Consider the following 21,012-nt stretch of genomic DNA (forward strand, 5'->3'; position numbering starts at 1 on the left):
ATGCCATCCAGCCGGCCTGGCGCTGAACTATTCACCCCAGCGGGGTTCGATCTCTTCAGCGAGGCCACGCCATTCACGTGTTCCGCCGCCCCCGACTACACCCACAAGAACCCCATTCGGAGGACTGCCCATGTCCGCCCCCGGCGCCCGCCCTTCTCCCCTCGCCCGCCTGCTCGCCTTATTCCTGCTGCTGCTCGGCCTCGCGTTGCTCATCGGCGGCATCCGCCTGGTCTGGGTCGGCGGCTCCTGGTACTACCCGCTCACCGGTGGCGCCCTGCTGGTGGCCGGCTTCCTGCTGTGGAAAGGCCTCGGCTCGGCCCTGCTGGTGTTCGCCGTGACCTTGGCCGCCTCCACCGCCTGGGCGCTCTGGGAGGTGGGCCTGGACTGGTGGCAACTGGTGCCGCGCCTGGCCCTGTGGTTCGGCATCGGTGTGCTGTTGCTGCTGCCCTGGGCGCGCGGTGGCCTGGCCGGCGGCACCTCGCGGGCCAATGGCGGTGCGCTGCTGGTGGCGGTGCTGCTGGCCGGCGCCGTGGCCTTGCTCAGCCAGTTCACCGAGCCCCACAACCTGGAAGGCGAGATTGGCCGCGGCAACCCCCTGGCAGTGCAGAGCGAGCCGCCGATGCCGGAAGGCGACTGGCAGGCCTACGGGCGCAGCAACGCCGGCGACCGCTACTCGCCCCTGGGCCAGATCACCCCGGAGAACGCCCATAAGCTGGAACTGGCCTGGAGCTACCGCACCGGCGACCTGCCCGGCCCGGACGACCCGCAGGAAACCACCGCCGAGAACACCCCGCTCAAGGCCAACGGCATGCTCTACGTGTGCACCCCGCACAGCCAGGTGATCGCCCTGGACCCGGACAGCGGCCGCGAGATCTGGCGCTTCGACCCGAAGATCAGCACCCAGAACGCCGACAGCTTCAAGGGCTGGGCGCACATGACCTGCCGCGGTGTCGCCTACCACCAGGAAGACAGCCCCAGTGACAGCAAGCGCTGCGAGCGGCGCCTGTTCCTGCCCACCGCCGACACCCGCCTGATGGCCCTTGATGCCGATGACGGCAAGCCCTGCGAGGGCTTCGGCGACAAGGGCTCCATCGACCTCACCCGTGGCATCGGCAGCTTCACTCCTGGCGGCTACTACTCCACCTCGCCACCCGGCGTCAGCCGCGACCTGGTGATCATCGGCGGCCATGTCACCGACAACATTTCAGAAGACGAGCCCTCGGGCGTGATCCGCGCCTACGACGTGCACGACGGCCACCTGGTGTGGAACTGGGATGCCGGCAACCCCGACGACACCGCGCCGCTGCCCGAGGGCCGCACCTACACCCGCAACTCGCCGAACATGTGGTCGGTGATGAGCCTCGACGAGAAGCTCGGCCTGCTCTACCTGCCCATGGGCAACCAGACCCCGGACCAATGGGGCGGTCGCCGGACCAAGGCCTCGGAAACCTACAGCGCCGGGGTCACCGCCCTGGAGATCGCCACCGGCAAGGTGCGCTGGACCTTCCAGATGACCCACCACGACCTCTGGGACATGGACGTCGGCGGCCAGCCGAGCCTGGTGGACCTGCCGCCGCAGAAGGCCGGCGAGGCCCCACGCCCGGCACTGATCGCCTCCACCAAGCAGGGCAGCCTCTACGTGCTCGACCGGCGCACCGGCGAGCCCATCGTCCCGGTCAGGGAAACCCCCGTACCCCAGGGCGCCGCCAAGGGCGACTTCACCGCCCCCACCCAGCCCATGTCCGCACTCAACCTGATGCCACCGCCCCTGCAGGAGCGCGACATGTGGGGCGGCACGCCGATCGACCAGATGCTCTGTCGCATCGCCTTCCGCTCCCTGCGCTACGAGGGCATCTACACCCCGCCCTCCGAGCAGGGCAGCCTGGTCTACCCCGGCAACTTCGGGGTCTTCGACTGGGGCGGCATCGCGGTGGACCCGGAGCGCCAGATCGCCTTCCTCAACCCTAGCTACATGGCCTTCACCTCGAAATTGGTGCCCGAAGGCAGTGCCACCGATGAACCTGCGCGCAAGAGCGAGATCGAAGGCGTACAGCCGAACAAGGGTGCGCCCTTCGGCGCCCTGTTATCGCCGCTGCTCTCGCCCCTCGGCCTGCCCTGTCAGTCGCCGCCCTGGGGCTACGTCGCGGCCCTGGACCTGACCACCATGAAAGTCGCCTGGAAACACAAGAACGGCACCGTGCGCGACAGTTCGCCGATCCCCATCCCGCTGCCCATGGGCGTACCCAGCCTGGGCGGCAGCGTGATGACCGGCGGGGGCGTCGCCTTCCTCGCCGGCACCCTCGACCAGTACCTGCGCGCCTACGACGTGCGCAATGGCAAGCAGCTCTGGGAAGGCCGCCTGCCCGCCGGCGGCCAGGCCACACCCATGAGCTACACCGGCAAGGATGGCCGCCAGTACGTGCTGGTGGTCGCCGGTGGCCATGGTTCCCTGCACACCCGCCAGGGCGACTACGTCCTGGCCTTCGCCCTGCCCAAGGAATGATCGATGCCGCGTAACGTCCCACTGCTGTTCTGCGCCATGACCCTGCTCGCCGGCTGTGCCGGCCGGGCGCCCGTCGACACCTCCCAACTGCTGGTGGGCTGTAGTGGCGAGACCTGCCCCGGCATCCAGCGCTTCGCCTTCGACGGCAGCCAGGGCCGGCTGACGGAGAAGCCGCTGCAGACCCTCACCAGCGCCAACCCCTCGTGGCTGGTGCTCTCGCCGGATGCCCGCCAGCTGTTCGCCACCAACGAGAACCCGCCCAAGGGCCGCGACCCGGCCGGCCAGGTCAGCAGCTTCGCCATCGGCGAAGGTGACGAGCACAGCCTCACGCCCCTGAGCCAGGTGGCGAGCAAGGGCGCCGAGCCCACCCATGCCAGCCTCAGCGAGGATGGCCGTTTCCTCTTCGTCGCTCATTACGGCAGCAAGCCCACGCCCGGTGGCAGCCTGGCGGCCATCCCGGTCAGCGCCCACGGCACCTTCGGCCCGGTCGCCCAGCTGGTGCGCCAGCCTTTCTCCCGGCGCGGCTCGCAGCGCCAGGGCTCCTCGCACATGCACGCGGCGGTGCCGGCCGGCGACTTCCTCTTCGTCACCGACCTGGGTGCCGACAAGGTCTACGCCTACCGTTACGACGGGGATAAACCGAAGAAGCCGCTGCAGGCGGCCAAGCCCGGCGCCTTCGCCCTGCCCAAGGGCAGCGGCCCGCGCCACCTGGTGTTCGACCGCAGCGGCAACCGCGCCTACCTGACCCTGGAGCTGTCCAACCAGATCGCCATCCTCGGCCGCGACGAGGCCAAGCTGGAACAGCAGGGCCTGGTGGACCTGGACCCGCCCGGTGCCAACGCCCAGGGCGATCGCCGCCTGGGCGCCCTCCAGCTGTCGCCGGACGGGCGCTTCCTCTACGTCGCCCGTCGTGGGGTGGAGAACCAGATCGTGGTCTATGCGGTGAGCGCCGCCGACGGCAGCCTCAGCGAGGTGCAGCGCCACGCCAGCGGGGGCGATGAGCCGAGGGAATTCACCTTCGCCCCGGACGGGCGTTTCCTGCTGGTGGCCAACCAGAAGAGCGACAGCCTGGTGGTGTTCAGCCGCGACCCGCAAAGCGGCCTGCTGGTGGAGCAGGTGCAAACGGTCAGCACCCCGGCCCCCAGCGCCCTGCGCTTCGTGCCCTGAGCCTCAGGCAGCCAGGGCCAGGCCCTGGCATTGCTGCGCGCAGTCCTCGCAGACCTGGGCCAGCCGCTGGCAGTGCGCCAGGTCATGGCGCCGGCATTCGGCGGCGCACAGCCGGCAGATACTCGCGCAGAACCTGCCGAAGCCCACCACCTGCGCGCTTTCACGCTCCACCAGCTCCTGCATCAGCAGGCAGCTGTCCGCGCATTCGCGGCTCAGCTCGATGCAGCGTTCCAGGTACTCCCCGCCCTCATCCAGGCGACTCGCGGTCACGCATTGCGCGCATTCGTCGGCACACACCAGGCAGGCATCGGCACAGGCTTGGATCTCGGCATTCATGGGCATCTCCATCCAGGGGGCTCATCTACTTCGGCCCCGCCGTGGCGCGGCGGTTCAGGAGATTTATGTGCGCCGTAGGTTGGGCTGAGGCACGAAGCCCAACGCAGCAGAGTCGAGCCCCGCTCCGTTGGGCCTCGCTGCGCTCGGCGCCAACCTACAAGCGTGCCATGGCCGCCTGAACATCCACCCGAACCCATCGCCAGGCACCGGGTCACTAACAGGGTCATCGTGATCCGGAGGTTCCCCATGTTGGAAAACTGGCTACCGTACCTGCCGCTGCCCGAACTCAGGGTCCTGCTCACGGCCCTGGTGGTGACGCTGGGCCTCAGCCTGGCCGCACGCGGGGTCATGCGCGTGCTGGTTCGCCTGGCCAAGCCGGTGCTGTTCCTGCGCGAACTGCTGCAGCGCGTGCGCCGGCCGCTCTACCTGCTGCTGCCCCTGCTGGGCCTGCAGACGGTGTGGAGCGCCGCCCCCGACAACCTGCTGTTCATCGGCCCGCTGCGCCAGCTCACCTCGATGGCCATCATCGGCACCTTCACCTGGCTCGGCCTGCGTGCGGTGGACGCGGTTCAACAGGTGATCCTGCTGCACAACCCGGTGGACATCAGCGACAACCTGCGCGCCCGCCGCATCCAGACCCAGACCCGCGTCCTGGTGCGCACCCTGAGCTTCTTCGTGCTGCTGTTCGGCGCCGCCACCATGCTCATGACCTTCCCCACCGCGCGCCAGTTCGGCACCAGCCTGCTGGCCTCGGCGGGCGTCGCCGGCCTGGCGGTGGGCTTCGCCGCCAAACCGGTGCTGGGCAACCTGATCGCCGGCCTGCAGATCGCCATCACCCAGCCCATCCGCCTGGATGACGTGGTGATCGTCGAGAACGAATGGGGGCGCATCGAGGAAATAACCGGCACCTACGTGGTGGTGCGCATCTGGGATGACCGGCGCCTGGTGGTGCCGCTGCAGTGGTTCATCGAGAACCCCTTCCAGAACTGGACCCGGGTCAGCTCGTCGATCACCGGGGCGGTGGTGCTCTGGGCCGATTACGAGATGCCGCTGGACCCGCTGCGCCAGGAGCTGGACCGCCTGTGCAAGGAAGTGCCGCAGCTGTGGGACGGCCGCGTCAGCGTGCTGCAGCTGGTGGACACCACCGAACGCGCCATCCAGCTGCGGGTGCTGGTCAGCTCCATCGACTCCTCGCGCAACTGGGACCTGCGCTGCTACCTGCGCGAGAACCTGCTGAACTTCATCGCCCACCGCTACCCGCATTGCCTGCCGCAGCTGCGCGCCGAACTGACCCGCAGCGAAGCGCCGGAACTCGGCGGGCGGCACCCGGAACCCATCGTCGAGCCCGAGCGCCAGCCGCCGGTCTGACTCAGCCGTTGGCCGCCGCGCTCGGCAACCGCGCGGCGATGGCCTGGTGCAGGCGCTCGTAGTAATAGGGCAATTGCAGCAGCACATGCTGGGCGGCGGCCTCGCGCACCTGGTTGCGGTCACCGTCGAAGCGCAACTGCTCGCTGACCACCCAGGGCTCGCCGTCCATCAGCATGGCGCAGGCGACACACACCAGGCCGTCCAGGGGGCCTTCAGCCTCGGCCATGCCGGTGTTGGCCAGGGCCACGCTGGCCTCGCTGTTGGCCAGGGCGCCCAGGGCCATCTCCCGCGCCACCTCTTCGCTGGTCAGCCCGTAACGGGCGATGGTTACCGGGTCCACCCCCAGGCACTGCTGCTTGGCGGTGGGCGAATAGGCCACGTAGCCGCGGTCCAGCACCGCGCCACAGCCGGGCACGCCGGCCAGCAGGGAGGCCATCAGCCCCCCGGTGCAGGATTCGGCGGTCACCAGGGACAGCTGGTACTTCTCGAGGAAACTCACAACCTGCTCGACGCTCTGCATGACGGCCTCCGGGTATCGCTGTACCTGTTGTAGAGGCTAGGAATACCCCCGCGTCCCCGAGTTCCCCCAATCCACCGTCCCAGGCGACGGGCGCGCATGTCCTTAGGACGTGGTCATGAGTCACCGGCTCTGCCTGTGTGAGGACTCAACAGGATGAGCGCGTGAGTTAGCGGCGGCTGCATGCTCCGAGGTGTCCTGAGGGCGTGGATGTTTACCCACGATGCTCCAGAGGGTGGGCCGTGCGGCGCTCTGCTTCAGCCCACCGCTCTCGACGACAACCGCCATCGCCAAAGTTCCCCGACAGCCGGCCGGAAGGAAAAAAAGTCGAAACTTCTCCGCGCTGCGTCCAGTCAGGGTTTATGTGGGGATGTGACGTCTGTGCCCGGTTTTCAAACTCATCTTTCCAACTGGCATCGGCGTTTGTGCGATGCAGGAACGATGGCCCGCGCATGGGTGGCGAGGACGGCATCCCCGTATCAGGGAATCTCGGATAGCGGAGGATGATATGGGAAATGCTGTAGCGAGCGCTCAGCTCGGGGGTTTGAGTTCCATGACCAATCGCCCCCAGCTGCATGTTGAAAGCCTGCACACCAACAAGAAAAGAATTCTCTTCGTCACCTCGGAGTTCGCCGACCTGGTCAAGGTCGGCGGCCTGGGGGACGTTTCTGCTGCCTTGCCCCGTGCCCTGGCTTCCCAACATGACGTTCGCGTCCTCATCCCCGGTTACCGACAGGTGCTGGAGAGCGGCCACCCGATCCGCGTGATCGGCCGGGTGCCGGGGCACGCCGCCCTGCCCGCCTGCCGCATCGGCCGCATGGACCTGCCCGACGGCCTGATCGTCTACGTGATCATCTGCCCCGAGCTCTACGAGCGCGAAGGCACGCCCTACGGCGACGCCAACGGCCGCGACTGGCCGGACAACCACATCCGCTTCGCCCGCCTGGGCCTGGCCGCCGCCGAGCTGGCCGCCGGCACCGCGTGCCTCAGCTGGTGCCCGGAGCTGATCCACGCCAACGACTGGCCCGCCGGTCTCGCCCCGGCGTACATGGCCTGGCGCGGGCAGACCACACCCAGCGTGTTCACCATCCACAACCTCGCCTACCAGGGCCTGATCGACCCGCAATGCAGCCCCGAACTGGGCCTGCCACCGGAAGCCTGCAGCCACGAGAGCATGGAGTTCTACGGCAAGCTGTCGTTCCTCAAGGCCGGTATCGCCCACGCCAACCACGTGACCACCGTGAGCGAGAACTACGCCCACGAGATCACCACCGAAGACTTCGGCTGCGGCCTGGAAGGCATGCTCAAGCACCGTGTCGACCAGGGCCAGCTCAGCGGCATCACCAACGGCATCGACGAAAGCTGGGACCCGCGCACCGACGAGCACCTGGTGGCCAGCTTCAGCGCCCAGCTGTGGCAGGGCAAACGCGAGAACCGCGAGTACGTCGAAAAGCTCTTCGACCTGGAGCCCATGGACGGCCCGCTGTTCGCCGTGGTCTCGCGCCTGGTGCAACAGAAAGGCATCGACCTGACCCTGGAGATCGCCGACGCCATCGTCGCAGGCGGCGGTCGCATGGCCATCATCGGCCGTGGCGAGCCGGCCCTGGAAGCAGCCATGCAGGACCTCGCCCAGCGCCACCCACGCCGCATCGGCGTACACGTGGGCTTCAACGAAACCGACGCCCGGCGCATGTTCGCCGGCAGCGACTTCCTGCTCATGCCCTCGCGCTTCGAGCCCTGTGGCCTGAGCCAGATGTACGCCCAGCGCTTCGGTTCGCTGCCCATCGCCCGGCGCACCGGCGGCCTGGCCGACACCATCGAGGATGGTGTCACCGGCTTCCTGTTCCGCGAGGCCGATGCCGCCAGCTACCTGGATGCGGTGCAGCGCGCCCTCAACGTCTACCGCCACCCCGAGCTGCTCAACGCCATGCGCTGCCAGGCCATGGCCTCGCCGCTCTACTGGCGGCAATCGGTGAAGCCCTACGACCGGCTCTACAAGCGGCTGCTCAAGGCCACCTCGGTGGCGCTGCAGGCGGAGGGCCCGGCTTGATGTTTCCCCTCACGCGCAGCCATGGGGCGCTGCTCGAGGAGGACGGCACCACGCGCTTCGCCCTCTGGGCACCCGACGCCCGCTTCGTCGAAGTGGAACTGGCCGACGGCAGTCGCCACCCGCTGCGTGCCCACGGTGAAGGCTGGCACTGCTGCCACCTGCCCGTGGGCGCCGGCACCCTGTACCGCTACCTGATCGACGAACACCTGCGCGTGCCCGACCCGGCCTCGCGGGCCCAGGAGGACGGCCCCCACGGCTTCAGCCGGGTGGTCGACCCCGAGGCCTACCGCTGGCGCCACCCGGACTGGCGCGGGCGGCCCTGGCACGAGGCGGTGATCTACGAGCTGCACGTCGGCCTGCTGGGCGGTTTCGACCGGGTCGAGGCCCTGCTGCCCGGGCTCAAGGAACTGGGCGTCACCGCCATCGAACTCATGCCCCTGGGGGAGTTCCCCGGCGCGCGCAACTGGGGCTATGACGGCGTGCTGCCCTTCGCCCCCGACAGCACCTACGGCACGCCGGAAGCCTTGAAGCGGCTGATCGACAGCGCCCATGGCCTGGGCCTGATGGTGTTCGTCGACGTCGTCTACAACCACTTCGGCCCCGACGGCAACTACCTCGGCCAGTACGCCAGCGCCTTCTTCAATGCCGAACGGCAGACGCCCTGGGGCCCGGCCATCGACTTCCGCCAGGTGCAGGTGCGCGACTTCTTCTGCGAGAACGCCCTGATGTGGGTGCTCGACTACCGCGTCGACGGCCTGCGCTTCGACGCCGTGCACGCCATCGCCGAGAAGGATTTCCTCACCGAACTGGCCAGCCGCCTGCGCGCGGCCGCCGGCAACGGCCGCCACCTGCACCTGGTGCTGGAAAACGAAGACAACGATGCAGGCCTGCTCGAACAAGGCTACGACGCGCAGTGGAACGACGACGGCCATAACGTGCTGCACGCGCTGCTCACCGGTGAGCAAGAGGGCTATTACGCCGACTTCGCCAGCGACCCCACCAGCAAGCTGGCGCGCTGCCTGGGCGAGGGTTTCGTCTACCAGGGCGAGGCCACCCGCCGCGGCCACCTGCGCGGCGAACCCAGCGTGCACCTGCCGCCCACCGCCTTCGTGCTGTTCCTGCAGAACCATGACCAGGTGGGCAACCGCGCCTTTGGTGAACGCCTGGCGAGCCTGGCCGAGCCCGACGAACTCAAGGCCGCCACTGCCCTGCTGCTGCTCAGCCCGATGATCCCGCTGCTGTTCATGGGCGAGGAATGGGGCTCACGCCAGCCCTTCCTGTTCTTCACCTCGCACAACGAGGAACTGGGCCGCGCGGTGCGCGACGGTCGGCGCAACGAGTTCCGCGAGTTCACGGTGTTCGCCGACGAGCAGATCCGCCAGAGCATCCCCGACCCCAACGCCCTGGGCACCTTCACCGGCTCCATTCCCGACTGCGCCACCTGCACCGAGCCCGCCCAGCAGGCCTGGCGCGTGTACTACCGGCGCCTGCTGGAACTGCGCCACGCGCATCTGGTGCCGCGCCTGCCCGGCAGCCAGGCCATCGGCACCCGGGTGCTGGAGGAAAAGGCCGTCTCGGCCAGCTGGCGCCTGGGCGACGGCAGCCTGCTGCGCATCGACCTCAACCTGGCCGCCGAGCCGGTACGCGCCCCGCTGCCCCGTGAAGGCGCGCGGGTGATCTTTTCCCACCGCACGGCCCTGGACGACTACCGCCAGGGCCTGCTGGCCGCGCGCAGCGTCGCCGTAACCCTGGAGGACAGCGCATGAGCGACGCCCTGTTGGCCGAACTGGCCGGTGCCGCCGGCCTCAGCATCTACTGGACCGACGCCGACGGCCGCCCCCAGCAGGTGGCGCCCGAGGCCCAACGCGCGCTGCTCGAAGCCCTCGGCTACCCGGCGCAGAGCGAGCAGCAGCTGCACGCCGCCCTGGCCCACCTCGAACAGCAGCGCAGCCAGGCCGCCCTCGCCCCGCTGCTAACCCTGGACCAGGGCCAGCCGCTGTCCCTGGCCCGCCACTTCGCGGCCGGCACCCCCTTCCAGCTGCAACTGGAGGATGGCGCCCGGATCGACGCCCGCCTCGACCACGAAGGCCGCCTGCCCGCCATCGCCGCCTGCGGCTACCAGCGCCTGCTGATCGGCGACCAGGCCCTGACCCTGGCCGTGGCGCCACCGGCCTGCCAGAGCGTGGCCCAGCTCAGCGACCACCAGCGCCGCCACATCTGGGGCCTCACCGCCCAGCTGTACTCCCTGCGCCGCCCCGGCGACGGTGGCCTCGGCGACACCCAGGCCCTGGAGGAACTGGCCCGCAGCGCCGCGGCCAAGGGCGCCGATGCCATCGCCTTGAGCCCGGTGCACGCCATGTTCAGCGCCAACAGCTACAACTACAGCCCCTACTCGCCTTCCAGCCGCCTGCTGTTCAACGTGCTGCACGCCGCCCCCGGCTGCATCCTCGGTGAACGCGCCCTGCAGGAAGCCATCAGCGCCAGCGGCCTGGGCGCCGAACTGGCGCGCCTGGAGGCCGAGCCGCTGATCGACTGGCCCGCCGTGGCCGCCAGCCGCCAGGCCATCCTGCGCCAGCTGTTCGCGGGCTTCGCCGGCCCGGAGAATGCCTTCAGCGCCGACTTCGCCAGCTTCCGCCAGCACGGCGGCGATGCCCTGCTGCAACACTGCCGCTTCGAGGCCCTGCACGGTTTCATGAGCCGCAGCGGCCTGCCCACCGACTGGCGCGTGTGGCCCGAGCAATACCGCGACCCCCACCACGAGGCCGTGCAGCGTTTCGCCGCCGAGCACGAACAGGAAGTCACCTTCCACGCCTTCTGCCAGTGGCTGGTGGCCCGGGGGCTGGATCGGGTGCAGAGCGCCGCCCGGGGCGCCGGCATGAAGATCGGCCTGATCGCCGACCTCGCCGTGGGAGCCGACGGCGCCGGCAGCCAGGCCTGGGCGCGCCAGGCCGAATTGCTGCCCGCCGTGACCGTGGGTGCGCCGCCGGACATCCTCAACCGCTCCGGGCAGAGCTGGGGCGTCTCGGCCTTCTCCCCCGAAGGGCTGCAACGCCACGGCTACCGCGCCTTCATCGAGATGCTCCAGGCCAACCTGGCCCACGCCGGTGGCATCCGCATCGACCATGTGATGGGCCTCAAGCGCCTCTGGGTGCTGCCCCAGGGCGCGCCGCCGGAAGCCGGCGCCTACCTCAACTACCCGCTGCAGGACCTGCTGCGCCTGCTCTCGCTGGAATCCTTCCGCCACCGCGCCCTGGTCATCGGCGAAGACCTCGGCACCGTGCCTGCCGGCCTTCGCGAGGAACTGGCGCAGCGGATGATCCTCGGCATGCGCGTGCTGCTCTTCGAGCAAAGCGACGGCCGCTTCCTGCCGCCCCACAGCTGGCCCCGCGACGCCCTCGCCACCACCACCACCCACGACCTGCCGAGCATGCGCGGCTGGCTGCTTGGCCGCGATATCGAGTGGCGCGAAATCACCGGCCAGCGCAGCGCCGAGCACAGCCACGGCGACCGCGAGACCCGCGCCCGGGAAAAGCTCGCCCTGACCACCGCGCTCTACGCCAGCGACCAGTCCCAGGCGCTGCAGGGCGAACGCGACAACGACGAGCAGCTGGATGCCTGCATCGGCTTCATCGGCCGCACCCCTGCGCCCCTGGTGCTGCTGCCCCTGGAAGACGTGATGGGCAGCGACGAACAGCCCAACCTGCCCGGCCCCGGTGACCACCACCCCAACTGGCGGCGGCGCTGGGCGGAACCCGCCGCGACCATGCTCGACGGCCCCGCCGCCGAGCGACGCCTGCACCGCCTCGACGAAGCACGCCGCCAGGTGGAGGACCAGGGCCATGAATGAGATCCGCGCCACCCAGCGCCTGCAGTTCCACCGGGGCTTCACCCTCGACGACGCGGTGCCCCTGGTGCACTACTTCGCGCGCCTGGGCATCAGCCATCTCTACGCCTCGCCGCTGCTCACCGCGCGCAGCGGCTCCACCCACGGCTACGACGTGGTCGACCCCACCCGGGTCAACCCCGAGCTGGGCGGCGAGGCGGCGCTCAAGCGCCTGGTCGCCGCCCTGCGTGAACAGCGCATGGGGCTGATCCTCGACATCGTCTCCAACCACATGGCCGTAGGCGGCGACGACAACCCCTGGTGGCTCGACGTCCTCGAATGGGGCCGTGGCAGCCCCTACGCGCAGTTCTTCGACATCCAGTGGCGCTCCCACGATCCGCTGCTGCGCGGCCAGCTGCTGGTGCCCTTCCTGCGCAGCGACTATGGCGAGGTGCTGGCCGCCGGGGAGATCGCCCTGCGCTACGACGCCGACAGCGGCAGCCTCTATGCCCAGCACTTCGACCACCGCTTCCCCCTCACCCCGCCCAGCTACGGCGAGCTGCTGCGAGCCAGCGATGCCCCCGTGCTCAGCGAGCTGGCCGCGCGCTTCGAGGCCCTGGAGGGGCAGCCCGAGGCCTGGCAACAGGCCGCTGAACTGCGCCGCCAGCTGGCCGCCGCCGCGCCCAGCGACGAGCCCCTGCTGCGTGCCCTGGAGCGCTACCACCCCGACACGCCCGAGGGCCTGGAACGCCTGCACCAGTTGCTGGAACGCCAGCACTACCGCCTGGCCAGCTGGCGCACCGCCGCCGACGACATCAACTGGCGGCGCTTCTTCGACATCAACGAGCTGGGCGGCCTGCGGGTGGAACGCCCCGAGGTGTTCGAGGCCACCCACGCCAAGGTCTTCGAGCTGATCGAAGCCGGCCTGGTGGACGGCCTGCGCATCGATCACGTCGACGGCCTGGCCGACCCGCGCGGCTACTGCCGCCGCCTGCGCCGGCGCGTCGAGGGCCTGCTGGACAAGCGTCCGCGCGCCCTGCTCGGCCAGCACTTCCCCATCTACGTGGAGAAGATCCTCGGCCCCGGGGAGTGCTTGTCCCGCGACTGGCTCGTGGACGGCACCACCGGCTACGAATTCATGAACCAGGTGTCGCTGTTGCAGCACTCGCCCCTCGGCGAACTGCAGCTCACGGCCCTGTGGAGCACCCTCAGCGGCCGCTCCGGGCGCTTCGAGGACGAAGTGCGCGAAGCCCGCCAACTGGTGCTCACCAGTTCCCTGGCGGGCGACCTGGAGAACCTCGCGCAGAACCTGCTGCTGGTGGCCCGCGAGGACATCGCCACCCGCGACCTGACCCTGGGCGCCATCCGCCGCGCGCTGCTGGAGCTCATCGTGCACTTCCCGGTGTACCGCACCTACGCCGGCGCCCTCGGCCGCTCCGAACAGGACCGGCGGGTCTTCGAGCAAGCCCTGGCCGGCGCCCGCAGCACCCTGGGCGAAGCCGACCAGCCCCTGATGCAGCATCTCGACCGCTGGCTGGGCGGCCAGCCCCTGCGCGAGGTGCCGCCGAGGCCGCAACGCACGCTGCGGCGCAAGGTGCTGGCGCGCTTCCAGCAGCTCACCTCGCCAGCGGCGGCCAAGGCCGTGGAGGACACCGCCTGCTACCGCTCAGCGGTGCTGCTCTCGCGCAACGACGTGGGTTTCGACCCGCAGCAGTTCAGCGGCCCGGTCGGCGACTTCCACGCCCAGTGCCTGGCCCGCTCGCAGCATTTCCCCGGCAACCTGCTGACCACCGCCACCCACGACCACAAGCGCGGCGAAGACAACCGCGCACGCCTGGCAGTGCTCAGCGAACGCTCCGCCTGGTTCGCCGCCCGCTGCGAGCACTGGCGCCGCCTGGCCACGCCGCTGCGCGAGGTGCTGGACAACCAGGGCGCGCCCAGCGCGGCCGACGAGCTGATGCTCTACCAGTGCCTGCTCGGCAGCTGGCCGCTGGACCTGGACGCCGACGACCGCCACGCCCTCAACGCCTACCTGGAGCGCCTGCTGCGCTGGCAGGAAAAGGCCCTGCGCGAGGCCAAGCTGCACAGCAGCTGGAGCGCACCCAACGCCGCCTATGAAGTGGCCTGCCGCACCTTCCTGCATGACCTGCTGGCCCGCGACACCGCCCGCGAGCTGCGCATCGAGATCGCCGCGGCGGCCAACGCCATCGCCCCCGCCGGCGCCCTCAACGGCCTGGCCCAGTGCCTGCTGCGCATGGCAACGCCAGGCATCCCCGATCTCTACCAGGGCACCGAGTTCTGGGACTTCAGCCTGGTGGACCCGGACAACCGCCGCGAAGTGGATTTCGCCCGGCGCATCGACGCCCTCACCGAGCTGGCCGACCAGCCCGGGCTGATCGCGTCCTGGCGTGACGGCCGCATCAAGCAATCACTGATCGCGACCGTGCTGTCGGTGCGCTATGCCCGCGCCGAGCTGTTCGCCCGGGGCGACTATCAGCCCTTGCCGGTGGAAGGCGCCCATGCCGGGCAGGTGCTGGCCTTCGCCCGCAGCCACGGCGGCGATTACCTGGTGGTACTGGTCCCGCGCCTGGCCAGCGAGCTGCTGGGCGAGGCCGTCACCCCCCATATTCCGCCCGAGCGCTGGGCCGACACCCGCGTGGTGCTGCCCGCCGCCATCGGCGACAGCCCGCTTACCGGCGTGTTCTCCCGGGCGCCGCTGCACCCCATCGAAGGGTGCATCGCCCTGGCCGAGGCGCTGGCCGACTTCCCCGTCAACCTCTTGTGTTTCAGACCTCATCAGGAGCAGCAGCCATGAGTGCAGATGAACAGCGCATCCGCGAACTCGCGTACCAGATCTGGGAATCGGAGGGCAAACCCAGCGGCCAGGACGCCCGCCACTGGGAGATGGCGCGCAAGCTCGCCGAATCGGAAACCCGTGGCGAACGCCCACCGGCACCCAAGCCACGGCGGGTGAACAAGCCCAAGGAAGTGCCGGCCAGCGCTCCCGCCGAAGCGGTCGCCACCCCGGCGCCCACGCGCAAACCCCGGGCGCCCAAGGCCGCCGCCGAAGAGAAACCGGCGTTGCTGAAGAAGCCCCGCGCCACCAAAACCGCACCCAAGCCATCCAAGGCCTGAACCGCACTGAACGCCCTATGAGGAGAACCACCCAATGAGCAGGCAACGCTCACGGATAACCGAAGGCCACCCCTTCCCCCTGGGCGCCACCTGGGACGGGCTGGGGGTGAACTTCGCGCTGTTTTCCGCCCATGCCACCAAGGTGGAACTCTGCCTGTTCGACGCCAAGGGCGAACAGGAACTGGAACGCATCGAACTGCCCGAATACACCGACGAGATCTGGCACGGCTACCTGCCGGACGCCCACCCCGGGCAGATCTACGGCTACCGCGTGCACGGCCCCTACGAGCCCGACGCCGGCCACCGCTTCAACCCCAACAAGCTGCTGGTGGACCCCTACGCCCGCCAACTGGTGGGTGGTCTGCGCTGGTCCGAGGCGCTGTTCGGCTACACCATCGGCCACAAGGACGGCGACCTGTCGTTCGACGAGCGCGACAGTGCTGCCTTCGTGCCCAAGTCCAAGGTCATCGACCCGGCCTTCACCTGGCCCGAGCACAAGTCCGTGCGCGTGCCCTGGGATGCCACGGTCATCTACGAGGCCCACCTGCGCGGCACCAGCATGCGCCACCCGGCCGTGCCCAAGCACCTGCGCGGAACCTGCGCCGGGCTGATGAACGCCGAGCTGCTGCAGCACATCCGCTCCCTGGGCATCACCAGCATCGAGCTGCTGCCGATCCACGGCTTCGTCAACGACCAGCACCTGCTGGAAAAGGGCATGAACAACTACTGGGGCTACAACAGCCTGGCGTTCTTCGCGCCCCACGCCGTCTACCTCGCCAGCGGCCACATCAACGAGTTCAAGGAAATGGTCGCGCACCTGCACGACGCCGGCCTGGAGCTGATCCTCGACGTGGTCTACAACCACACAGCCGAGGGCAACGAGCTGGGCCCGACCCTGAGCATGCGCGGCATCGACAACGCCACCTACTACCGGCTGATGCCCGACAACCGCCGCCACTACATCAACGATTCCGGCACCGGCAACACCCTCGACCTCAGCCACCCCTGCGTGCTGCAGATGGTCACCGACTCGCTGCGCTACTGGGCCACCGAGATGCACGTGGACGGCTTCCGCTTCGACCTCGCCACCATCCTCGGCCGCCACCCCCACGGCTTCGACGAGCGCCACGGCTTCCTCGTCGCCTGCCGCCAGGACCCGGTGCTGAGCAAGCTCAAGCTCATCGCCGAACCCTGGGACTGCGGCCCCGGCGGCTACCAGGTGGGCGGCTTCCCGCCCGGCTGGGTGGAATGGAACGACCGCTTCCGCGACACCGTGCGGGCCTTCTGGCGCGGCGATGGCGGGCAGATCGCCGGGCTCGCCAGCCGCCTCACCGCCTCGGGCGACCTGTTCAACCAGCGCGGCCGGCGGCCCTACGCCTCGGTCAACTTCGTCACCGCCCACGACGGCTTCACCCTGCGCGACGTGGTCAGCTACGACCACAAGCACAACGAAGCCAACGACGAAGGCAACCGCGACGGCAGCGACAACAACTACTCCTGGAACCATGGCGTCGAAGGCCCCACCGACGACGCCGACATCCGCGCGCTGCGCCTGCGCCAGATGCGCAACATGATGGCCACGCTGCTGCTCTCCCAGGGCACGCCGATGCTGGTGGCGGGCGACGAGTTCAGCCGCACCCAACAGGGCAACAACAACGTCTACTGCCAGGACAACGAACTGGGCTGGGTGGACTGGGAACTCGACGACGAGGGCCGCAGCCTGCTGGACTTCACCCGCCGGCTGATCAGCCTGCGCCGCGCCTACCCGATCCTGCGCCGGGGCCGTTTCCTGGTGGGCGAGTACAACGAAGAACTCGGGGTCAAGGACGTCGCCTGGCTGTCGCCCTGCGGCAACGAGATGACCGAGGAACAGTGGCAGGACGGCAACGCCCGCTGCCTGGGCATGCTCATGGACGGCCGCGCGCAACCCACCGGCATCCGCAAGAGCGGTGCCGATGCCACCCTGCTGCTGTTGCTCAATGCCCACCACGACGTGGTCAACTTCCGCCTGCCGGAAGTCGCCCAGGGCACCGCCTGGACCCTGCTGCTGGACACCAACCGCCCCGACGAACGCTCCCTGGAGCGCTTCGAGTTCGACACCGAGTTCACCCTCACCAACCGCTCGCTGCTGCTCTTCGAGCTGCAACGGGAGAACGGCTGATGCAGGGCGCCCCGGCCGTTCCTGCCGAGCGCCTGGAAGGGTGCCTGGCGGAACACCCGCGCCCGGGCGCCGACGCCCGCGAACTCGGTCATCGCCTGGCCGCACTGGTGGCGGCGGGCCTCGACCGCCTGCCGTTGCCCGGCGCGGGCGCCACCCTGGCGCGCTGGCAGGCCCTGGCCCGGGTCGCTGCCCGCGACCTGGGCCTGTGCAAGCTCTACGAAGGCCACACCGACGCCCTGGCCATCCTCCATGAACTGGGCGCCGACGCTCCGCCGGCCGGCAGCACCTGGGGCGTCTGGGCCGCCGAACCGCCCCAGGCGCGGGTGCGCATCAACGCCCGCACCTCACAGCAGGACGTGCGCCTGGATGGCACCAAGACCTGGTGCTCGGGTGCCGCCGTGCTCAGCCACGCGCTGCTCACCGGCTGGAACGAGGAAGGCCGGCAGCAACTGGTGGCCGTGGCCCTGGACCAGCCCGGCGTGCGCGTCGGCGAAGGCGGCTGGAACGCGGTGGGCATGGCCGCCACCGGCAGCGTCGCGGTGCACTTCGAGCAGGCCCGCGCCCACTGCATCGGCGCCGCCGGAGGCTACCTGGAGCGCCCCGGCTTCTGGCACGGGGGCGCCGGCATCGCCGCCTGCTGGTTCGGCGCCGCCCAGGCCCTGGGCGAGGCCCTGCGCCGCCATTGTGCCAAGCATGACGAACCCCACGCCCTGGCCCACCTGGGCGCCCTGGACGCCCACCTGCATGGAGCGGCCTGCGCCCTGCGCGAGTACGCCGCCTGGATCGACCGCCACCCCCGCGCCGACGCCGAAGGCCAGGTGCGCCGCCTGCGCGCCCTCTGCGAAAGCGCGGCCGAAGCGGCCCTCCTGCATGTCGGCCACGCCCTGGGCGCGGCCCCCTATTGCCTCGACCCCTACCTGGCCAGGTTGCTCGCCGACCTGCCGGTGTACCTCCGCCAGAGCCACGCCGAGCGCGACCTCGCCGCACTCGGTCGCCTCGCCGCCCTGGCCCCACAAGGGAGCTGGATGCCATGAGAGCCCACCTCATCCATGGCGACGGAACGCCGCTGCAGGCCTGGAACGCCTCGCACCACCTGGGCCTGGTGCCCAGCATCGATTGCGAGCGCCTGGTGCCGCCGGAAGCCCGCGCGGTGATCGTCGCCCCGCACCCGGACGACGAGGTGCTCGGCTGCGGCGGCCTGTTGCAGTTGCTGTTCCAGCTGGGCCGCCAGGTGCTGCTGATCTCGGTCACCGACGGCAGCGCCAGCCACCCCGGCTCGCCCTACTGGACGGCGCACCGCCTCGGCATCGTGCGCCCCCAGGAGAGCGCCGAGGCGCTGCACCGGCTGGGCATCCCCGTGGCCGAGCTGAAATGGCTGCGCGGCGGCTTCCCGGACACCGGCGTCGAGCGCCACCTGGGCGAGCTCAAGCGCTTCCTCACCACCTACCTGCAACCCTCGGACGTGGTCTTCACCACCTGGCGCGAGGACGGCCACGCCGATCACGAGGCGGTGGGCCTGGCCACCCTCGAAGCCGGCATGGAAGTCGGCGCGCTGGTCCATGAAGTGCCCATCTGGGCCTGGCACTGGGCCGCCCCCGAGGACCCGCGCATCCCCTGGGAACGTGCGCGCAAGGTGGAGCTGGACAACTGGACCCTGGCCCGCAAGCGCCATGCCGTGCAGGCCTTCGCCAGCCAGCTGTACGCGGACCCGGACGGCGGCCAGCCGGTGCTCACCCCCGCCAGCCTGGAACGCCTGCAGCAACCCTTCGAGCTGGTCTTCCTGTGAGCGTGGCCGACAGCTATTTCGACACGCTCTACCAGGACAGCCGCGATCCCTGGGCCTTCCGCAAGCGCTGGTACGAAAAGCGCAAGCGCAACCTGGTGCTGGCCGCCCTGCCCCGCGGCTTCTACGACAAGGTCTTCGAGCCCGGCTGCAGCAACGGCGAGCTGAGCCTGCGCCTGGCCGACCGCTGCCATGACCTGCTGTGCTGCGACACCTCCGGCCGCGCCATCGAGCTGGCCGCCCAGCGCCTGGCCAACAAGCCCAACGTGCGCCTGCAGCAGGCGCGCCTGCCGGAGCAATGGCCCAGCGGGCGCTTCGACCTGATCGTCCTCAGCGAGCTGTGCTACTACCTCGACGCCGCCGACCTCGAACGCCTGATCGGATGCGCGCTACGGGCCCTGAACCGTGGCGGCACCCTGCTCGCCTGCCATTGGCGCCCGGTGATCGAAGGCTGCCCGCTGACCGGCGACCAGGTCCACGCGCGCCTGCATGAAGGCCTCGGCATGCCGCGCCTGCTGCGCCACGAGGAGCCCGACCTGCTGCTGGAGGTCTGGTGCCACGACGCCACCTCGGTGGCCGAGCGCGAAGGGCTGCGGGAGCGCGAAGCATGATCGGCGTCGTCATCCCGGTGCATGACGAGGAACAGCTTCTGGGTGCCTGCATCGACTCGGTGCTGCAGGCCGCCGCACACCCCGATCTGGGCGGTGAAGCCGTCCAGGTACTGGCGGTGCTGGACGCCTGCAGCGACAGCTCCGCCGCTATCGCCGAGGCCGCCGGCATCGCCACCCTGGCCATCGATGCGCGCAACGTCGGCCAAGCCCGCGCCACCGGCGTGCGCTGGCTGCTGGACCGGGGCGCGCGCTGGATCGCCTGCACCGATGCCGACAGCATCGCCGGCGCCAACTGGCTGGCCGCGCAGCTGGCCCTGGGTGCCGATGTGGTCTGCGGCACCGTGCGCATCGCCCAGTGGGACGGCATCCACCTCGACGCCCAGGCGCGCTACCACGCCCACTACCAGCAGCACGACGACCACCGCCACGTGCACGGCGCCAACCTCGGTTTCAGCGCCGAGGCCTACCTGCGCGCCGGGGGCTTCCCGCCCCTGGCCGCCCACGAGGACCTGCACCTGGTGCGCGCCTTCGAACGCAGCGGCGCGCGCATCTCCTGGAGCAGCCGCCCCGCCGTGCACACCAGCGCCCGCCTCGACGCCCGCGCCCCGGAAGGCTTCGCGGAGTTCCTGCGCGGGTTGCTGTAGCAGCGCAATGGCCCAAGGCTCCACTCCCATGCCCCCGTAGCCACCGCCACCTCGGACCGTCCCGAAATGGGTGGACCACGCTTCATCGGTCCACCATTCGAGGTCATGCCGAACATTCGCAACTGGATCCACACCGCGCGCCGGGTTTCTCCCGACCTGCTTGGCTGCTCAGCCCTCAATGCCCGGCCTCACCGTGATGTGCGCGTCATCTTCACCGGTGCGCGCAGCACACCCTACGGCCCTGCACCGCGCCTCCCTGGTGCAGGAGCGAATTCATTGGCTCTGTCTGCGTTAGCTGTTGTGGTTTTGAAACGAGCTCTCAAGCACGGTGATTTCCGGGTGCCTATGGGTTTGTGCCACCTCCACCGCATGGGTTTCGCTTCGCTCTACACCATCCTACGAAAGCCCGTGCGCACCACATGGCGATGCGCTGGACGAAGAAGTTGGAGCAGCCGCCAACGCCCCTCCAGGAGGCCGAACGCAGTCGTTGCGCCGGGGGACGAGCGGCATGGATGCCGCGAGAGGCGCGCCAGGCCATGCATGGCCCATCGCGCCGGCCCCCAGAGCGGCGATGGAGTGAGGGAACCCGACGCAGTCGGGCCGGATGATGGGGCAAGTTTTTTGGTTCCTTTTCAACGATTGGAAAAGGGACTCGCCCGGGTGGGCGAAACCAGAAACATCACCAGAGCTCGGCAATCAGCTGGGCTCAATTCTTCTAGCAACACTTAACGCAGACAGAGCCAATTCATTCGCGCTCGGTGTCACCGGGCCCAGTCCCGGGCTGCGCCACGAGCCCAACGGGCAGAAAACCTGAACCGCTCCTATGCCGCCCAGTCGGAACTAGCACAGGTGCCGCTCCGGCGCCTGCCGTTTCCCATGCCTGGTCGCCGACGAACAGCGGCCCGGCCCCGAAC

Annotated in this window: 15 protein-coding genes; 13 read left to right on the top strand and 2 right to left on the bottom strand. The window is 69.8% G+C overall.

Translation table 11 applies throughout. The annotated features are described in order from the left end of the window. Positions 1-130: 130 nt before the first annotated feature. Complete coding sequence (locus ACXI0U_RS09865) at positions 131-2,503, top strand: glucose/quinate/shikimate family membrane-bound PQQ-dependent dehydrogenase (protein ID WP_479550165.1); 2,373 nt, start codon at positions 131-133, stop codon at positions 2,501-2,503. 3 nt (positions 2,504-2,506) lie between these two features. Beyond that, positions 2,507-3,670: a lactonase family protein gene (locus ACXI0U_RS09870; RefSeq protein WP_374981029.1), complete on the top strand. Its 1,164-nt coding sequence runs from the start codon at positions 2,507-2,509 to the stop codon at positions 3,668-3,670. A 3-nt stretch (positions 3,671-3,673) separates the two neighbouring features. Here ACXI0U_RS09870 and ACXI0U_RS09875 read toward each other — a convergent pair whose 3' ends face one another. Further along, the gene (locus ACXI0U_RS09875; protein ID WP_479550166.1) at positions 3,674-4,006 is read right to left on the bottom strand and encodes a four-helix bundle copper-binding protein; all 333 of its coding nucleotides are present in this window, start codon (positions 4,004-4,006) and stop codon (positions 3,674-3,676) included. A 246-nt stretch (positions 4,007-4,252) separates the two neighbouring features. On the opposite strand from ACXI0U_RS09875, the gene ACXI0U_RS09880 reads away from it, so the two are divergent. Continuing rightward, positions 4,253-5,374: a mechanosensitive ion channel family protein gene (locus tag ACXI0U_RS09880; protein ID WP_479550167.1), complete on the top strand. Its 1,122-nt coding sequence runs from the start codon at positions 4,253-4,255 to the stop codon at positions 5,372-5,374. 1 nt (position 5,375) lies between these two features. Here ACXI0U_RS09880 and ACXI0U_RS09885 read toward each other — a convergent pair whose 3' ends face one another. Continuing rightward, on the bottom strand, positions 5,376-5,894 hold the full coding sequence (locus ACXI0U_RS09885; protein ID WP_043245536.1) for a CinA family protein: 519 nt from the start codon (positions 5,892-5,894) through the stop codon (positions 5,376-5,378). Positions 5,895-6,399: 505 nt separating this feature from the next. On the opposite strand from ACXI0U_RS09885, the gene glgA reads away from it, so the two are divergent. From glgA to ACXI0U_RS09935, 10 genes are read left to right on the top strand one after another with little or no spacing between them, the layout of a single operon-like run. Further along, a complete protein-coding gene (glgA, locus tag ACXI0U_RS09890; protein ID WP_031288567.1) occupies positions 6,400-7,941 on the top strand; it encodes a glycogen synthase GlgA in 1,542 nt (513 codons plus the stop codon). Then, entirely contained in the window at positions 7,941-9,707 is a 1,767-nt protein-coding gene (gene treZ / locus ACXI0U_RS09895) for a malto-oligosyltrehalose trehalohydrolase (protein ID WP_479551091.1), read from the top strand. Before glgA ends, treZ begins: the two co-directional genes overlap by 1 nt. Then, a complete protein-coding gene (malQ, locus tag ACXI0U_RS09900; RefSeq protein WP_479550168.1) occupies positions 9,704-11,788 on the top strand; it encodes a 4-alpha-glucanotransferase in 2,085 nt (694 codons plus the stop codon). The genes treZ and malQ overlap by 4 nt, the downstream gene beginning before the upstream one ends. After that, complete coding sequence (locus ACXI0U_RS09905; RefSeq protein WP_479550169.1) at positions 11,781-14,579, top strand: malto-oligosyltrehalose synthase; 2,799 nt, start codon at positions 11,781-11,783, stop codon at positions 14,577-14,579. The genes malQ and ACXI0U_RS09905 overlap by 8 nt, the downstream gene beginning before the upstream one ends. After that, positions 14,576-14,899 (top strand): DUF2934 domain-containing protein, encoded by a 324-nt coding sequence (locus ACXI0U_RS09910; protein ID WP_043245528.1) that lies wholly within the window; start codon positions 14,576-14,578, stop codon positions 14,897-14,899. The genes ACXI0U_RS09905 and ACXI0U_RS09910 overlap by 4 nt, the downstream gene beginning before the upstream one ends. Before the next feature lie 34 nt (positions 14,900-14,933). Beyond that, on the top strand, positions 14,934-17,060 hold the full coding sequence (gene glgX, locus ACXI0U_RS09915) for a glycogen debranching protein GlgX (RefSeq protein WP_479550170.1): 2,127 nt from the start codon (positions 14,934-14,936) through the stop codon (positions 17,058-17,060). Further along, the gene (locus ACXI0U_RS09920; RefSeq protein WP_479550171.1) at positions 17,060-18,094 is read left to right on the top strand and encodes an acyl-CoA dehydrogenase family protein; all 1,035 of its coding nucleotides are present in this window, start codon (positions 17,060-17,062) and stop codon (positions 18,092-18,094) included. The genes glgX and ACXI0U_RS09920 overlap by 1 nt, the downstream gene beginning before the upstream one ends. Continuing rightward, entirely contained in the window at positions 18,091-18,846 is a 756-nt protein-coding gene (locus tag ACXI0U_RS09925) for a PIG-L deacetylase family protein (RefSeq protein WP_271661208.1), read from the top strand. Before ACXI0U_RS09920 ends, ACXI0U_RS09925 begins: the two co-directional genes overlap by 4 nt. Continuing rightward, positions 18,843-19,454 (top strand): class I SAM-dependent DNA methyltransferase, encoded by a 612-nt coding sequence (locus ACXI0U_RS09930; RefSeq protein WP_021221706.1) that lies wholly within the window; start codon positions 18,843-18,845, stop codon positions 19,452-19,454. The genes ACXI0U_RS09925 and ACXI0U_RS09930 overlap by 4 nt, the downstream gene beginning before the upstream one ends. Continuing rightward, entirely contained in the window at positions 19,451-20,098 is a 648-nt protein-coding gene (locus ACXI0U_RS09935) for a glycosyltransferase family 2 protein (protein ID WP_374981040.1), read from the top strand. Before ACXI0U_RS09930 ends, ACXI0U_RS09935 begins: the two co-directional genes overlap by 4 nt. The last annotated feature ends 914 nt before the right edge of the window (positions 20,099-21,012 follow it).

The organism is Pseudomonas sp. C9D1 (assembly GCF_056491235.1).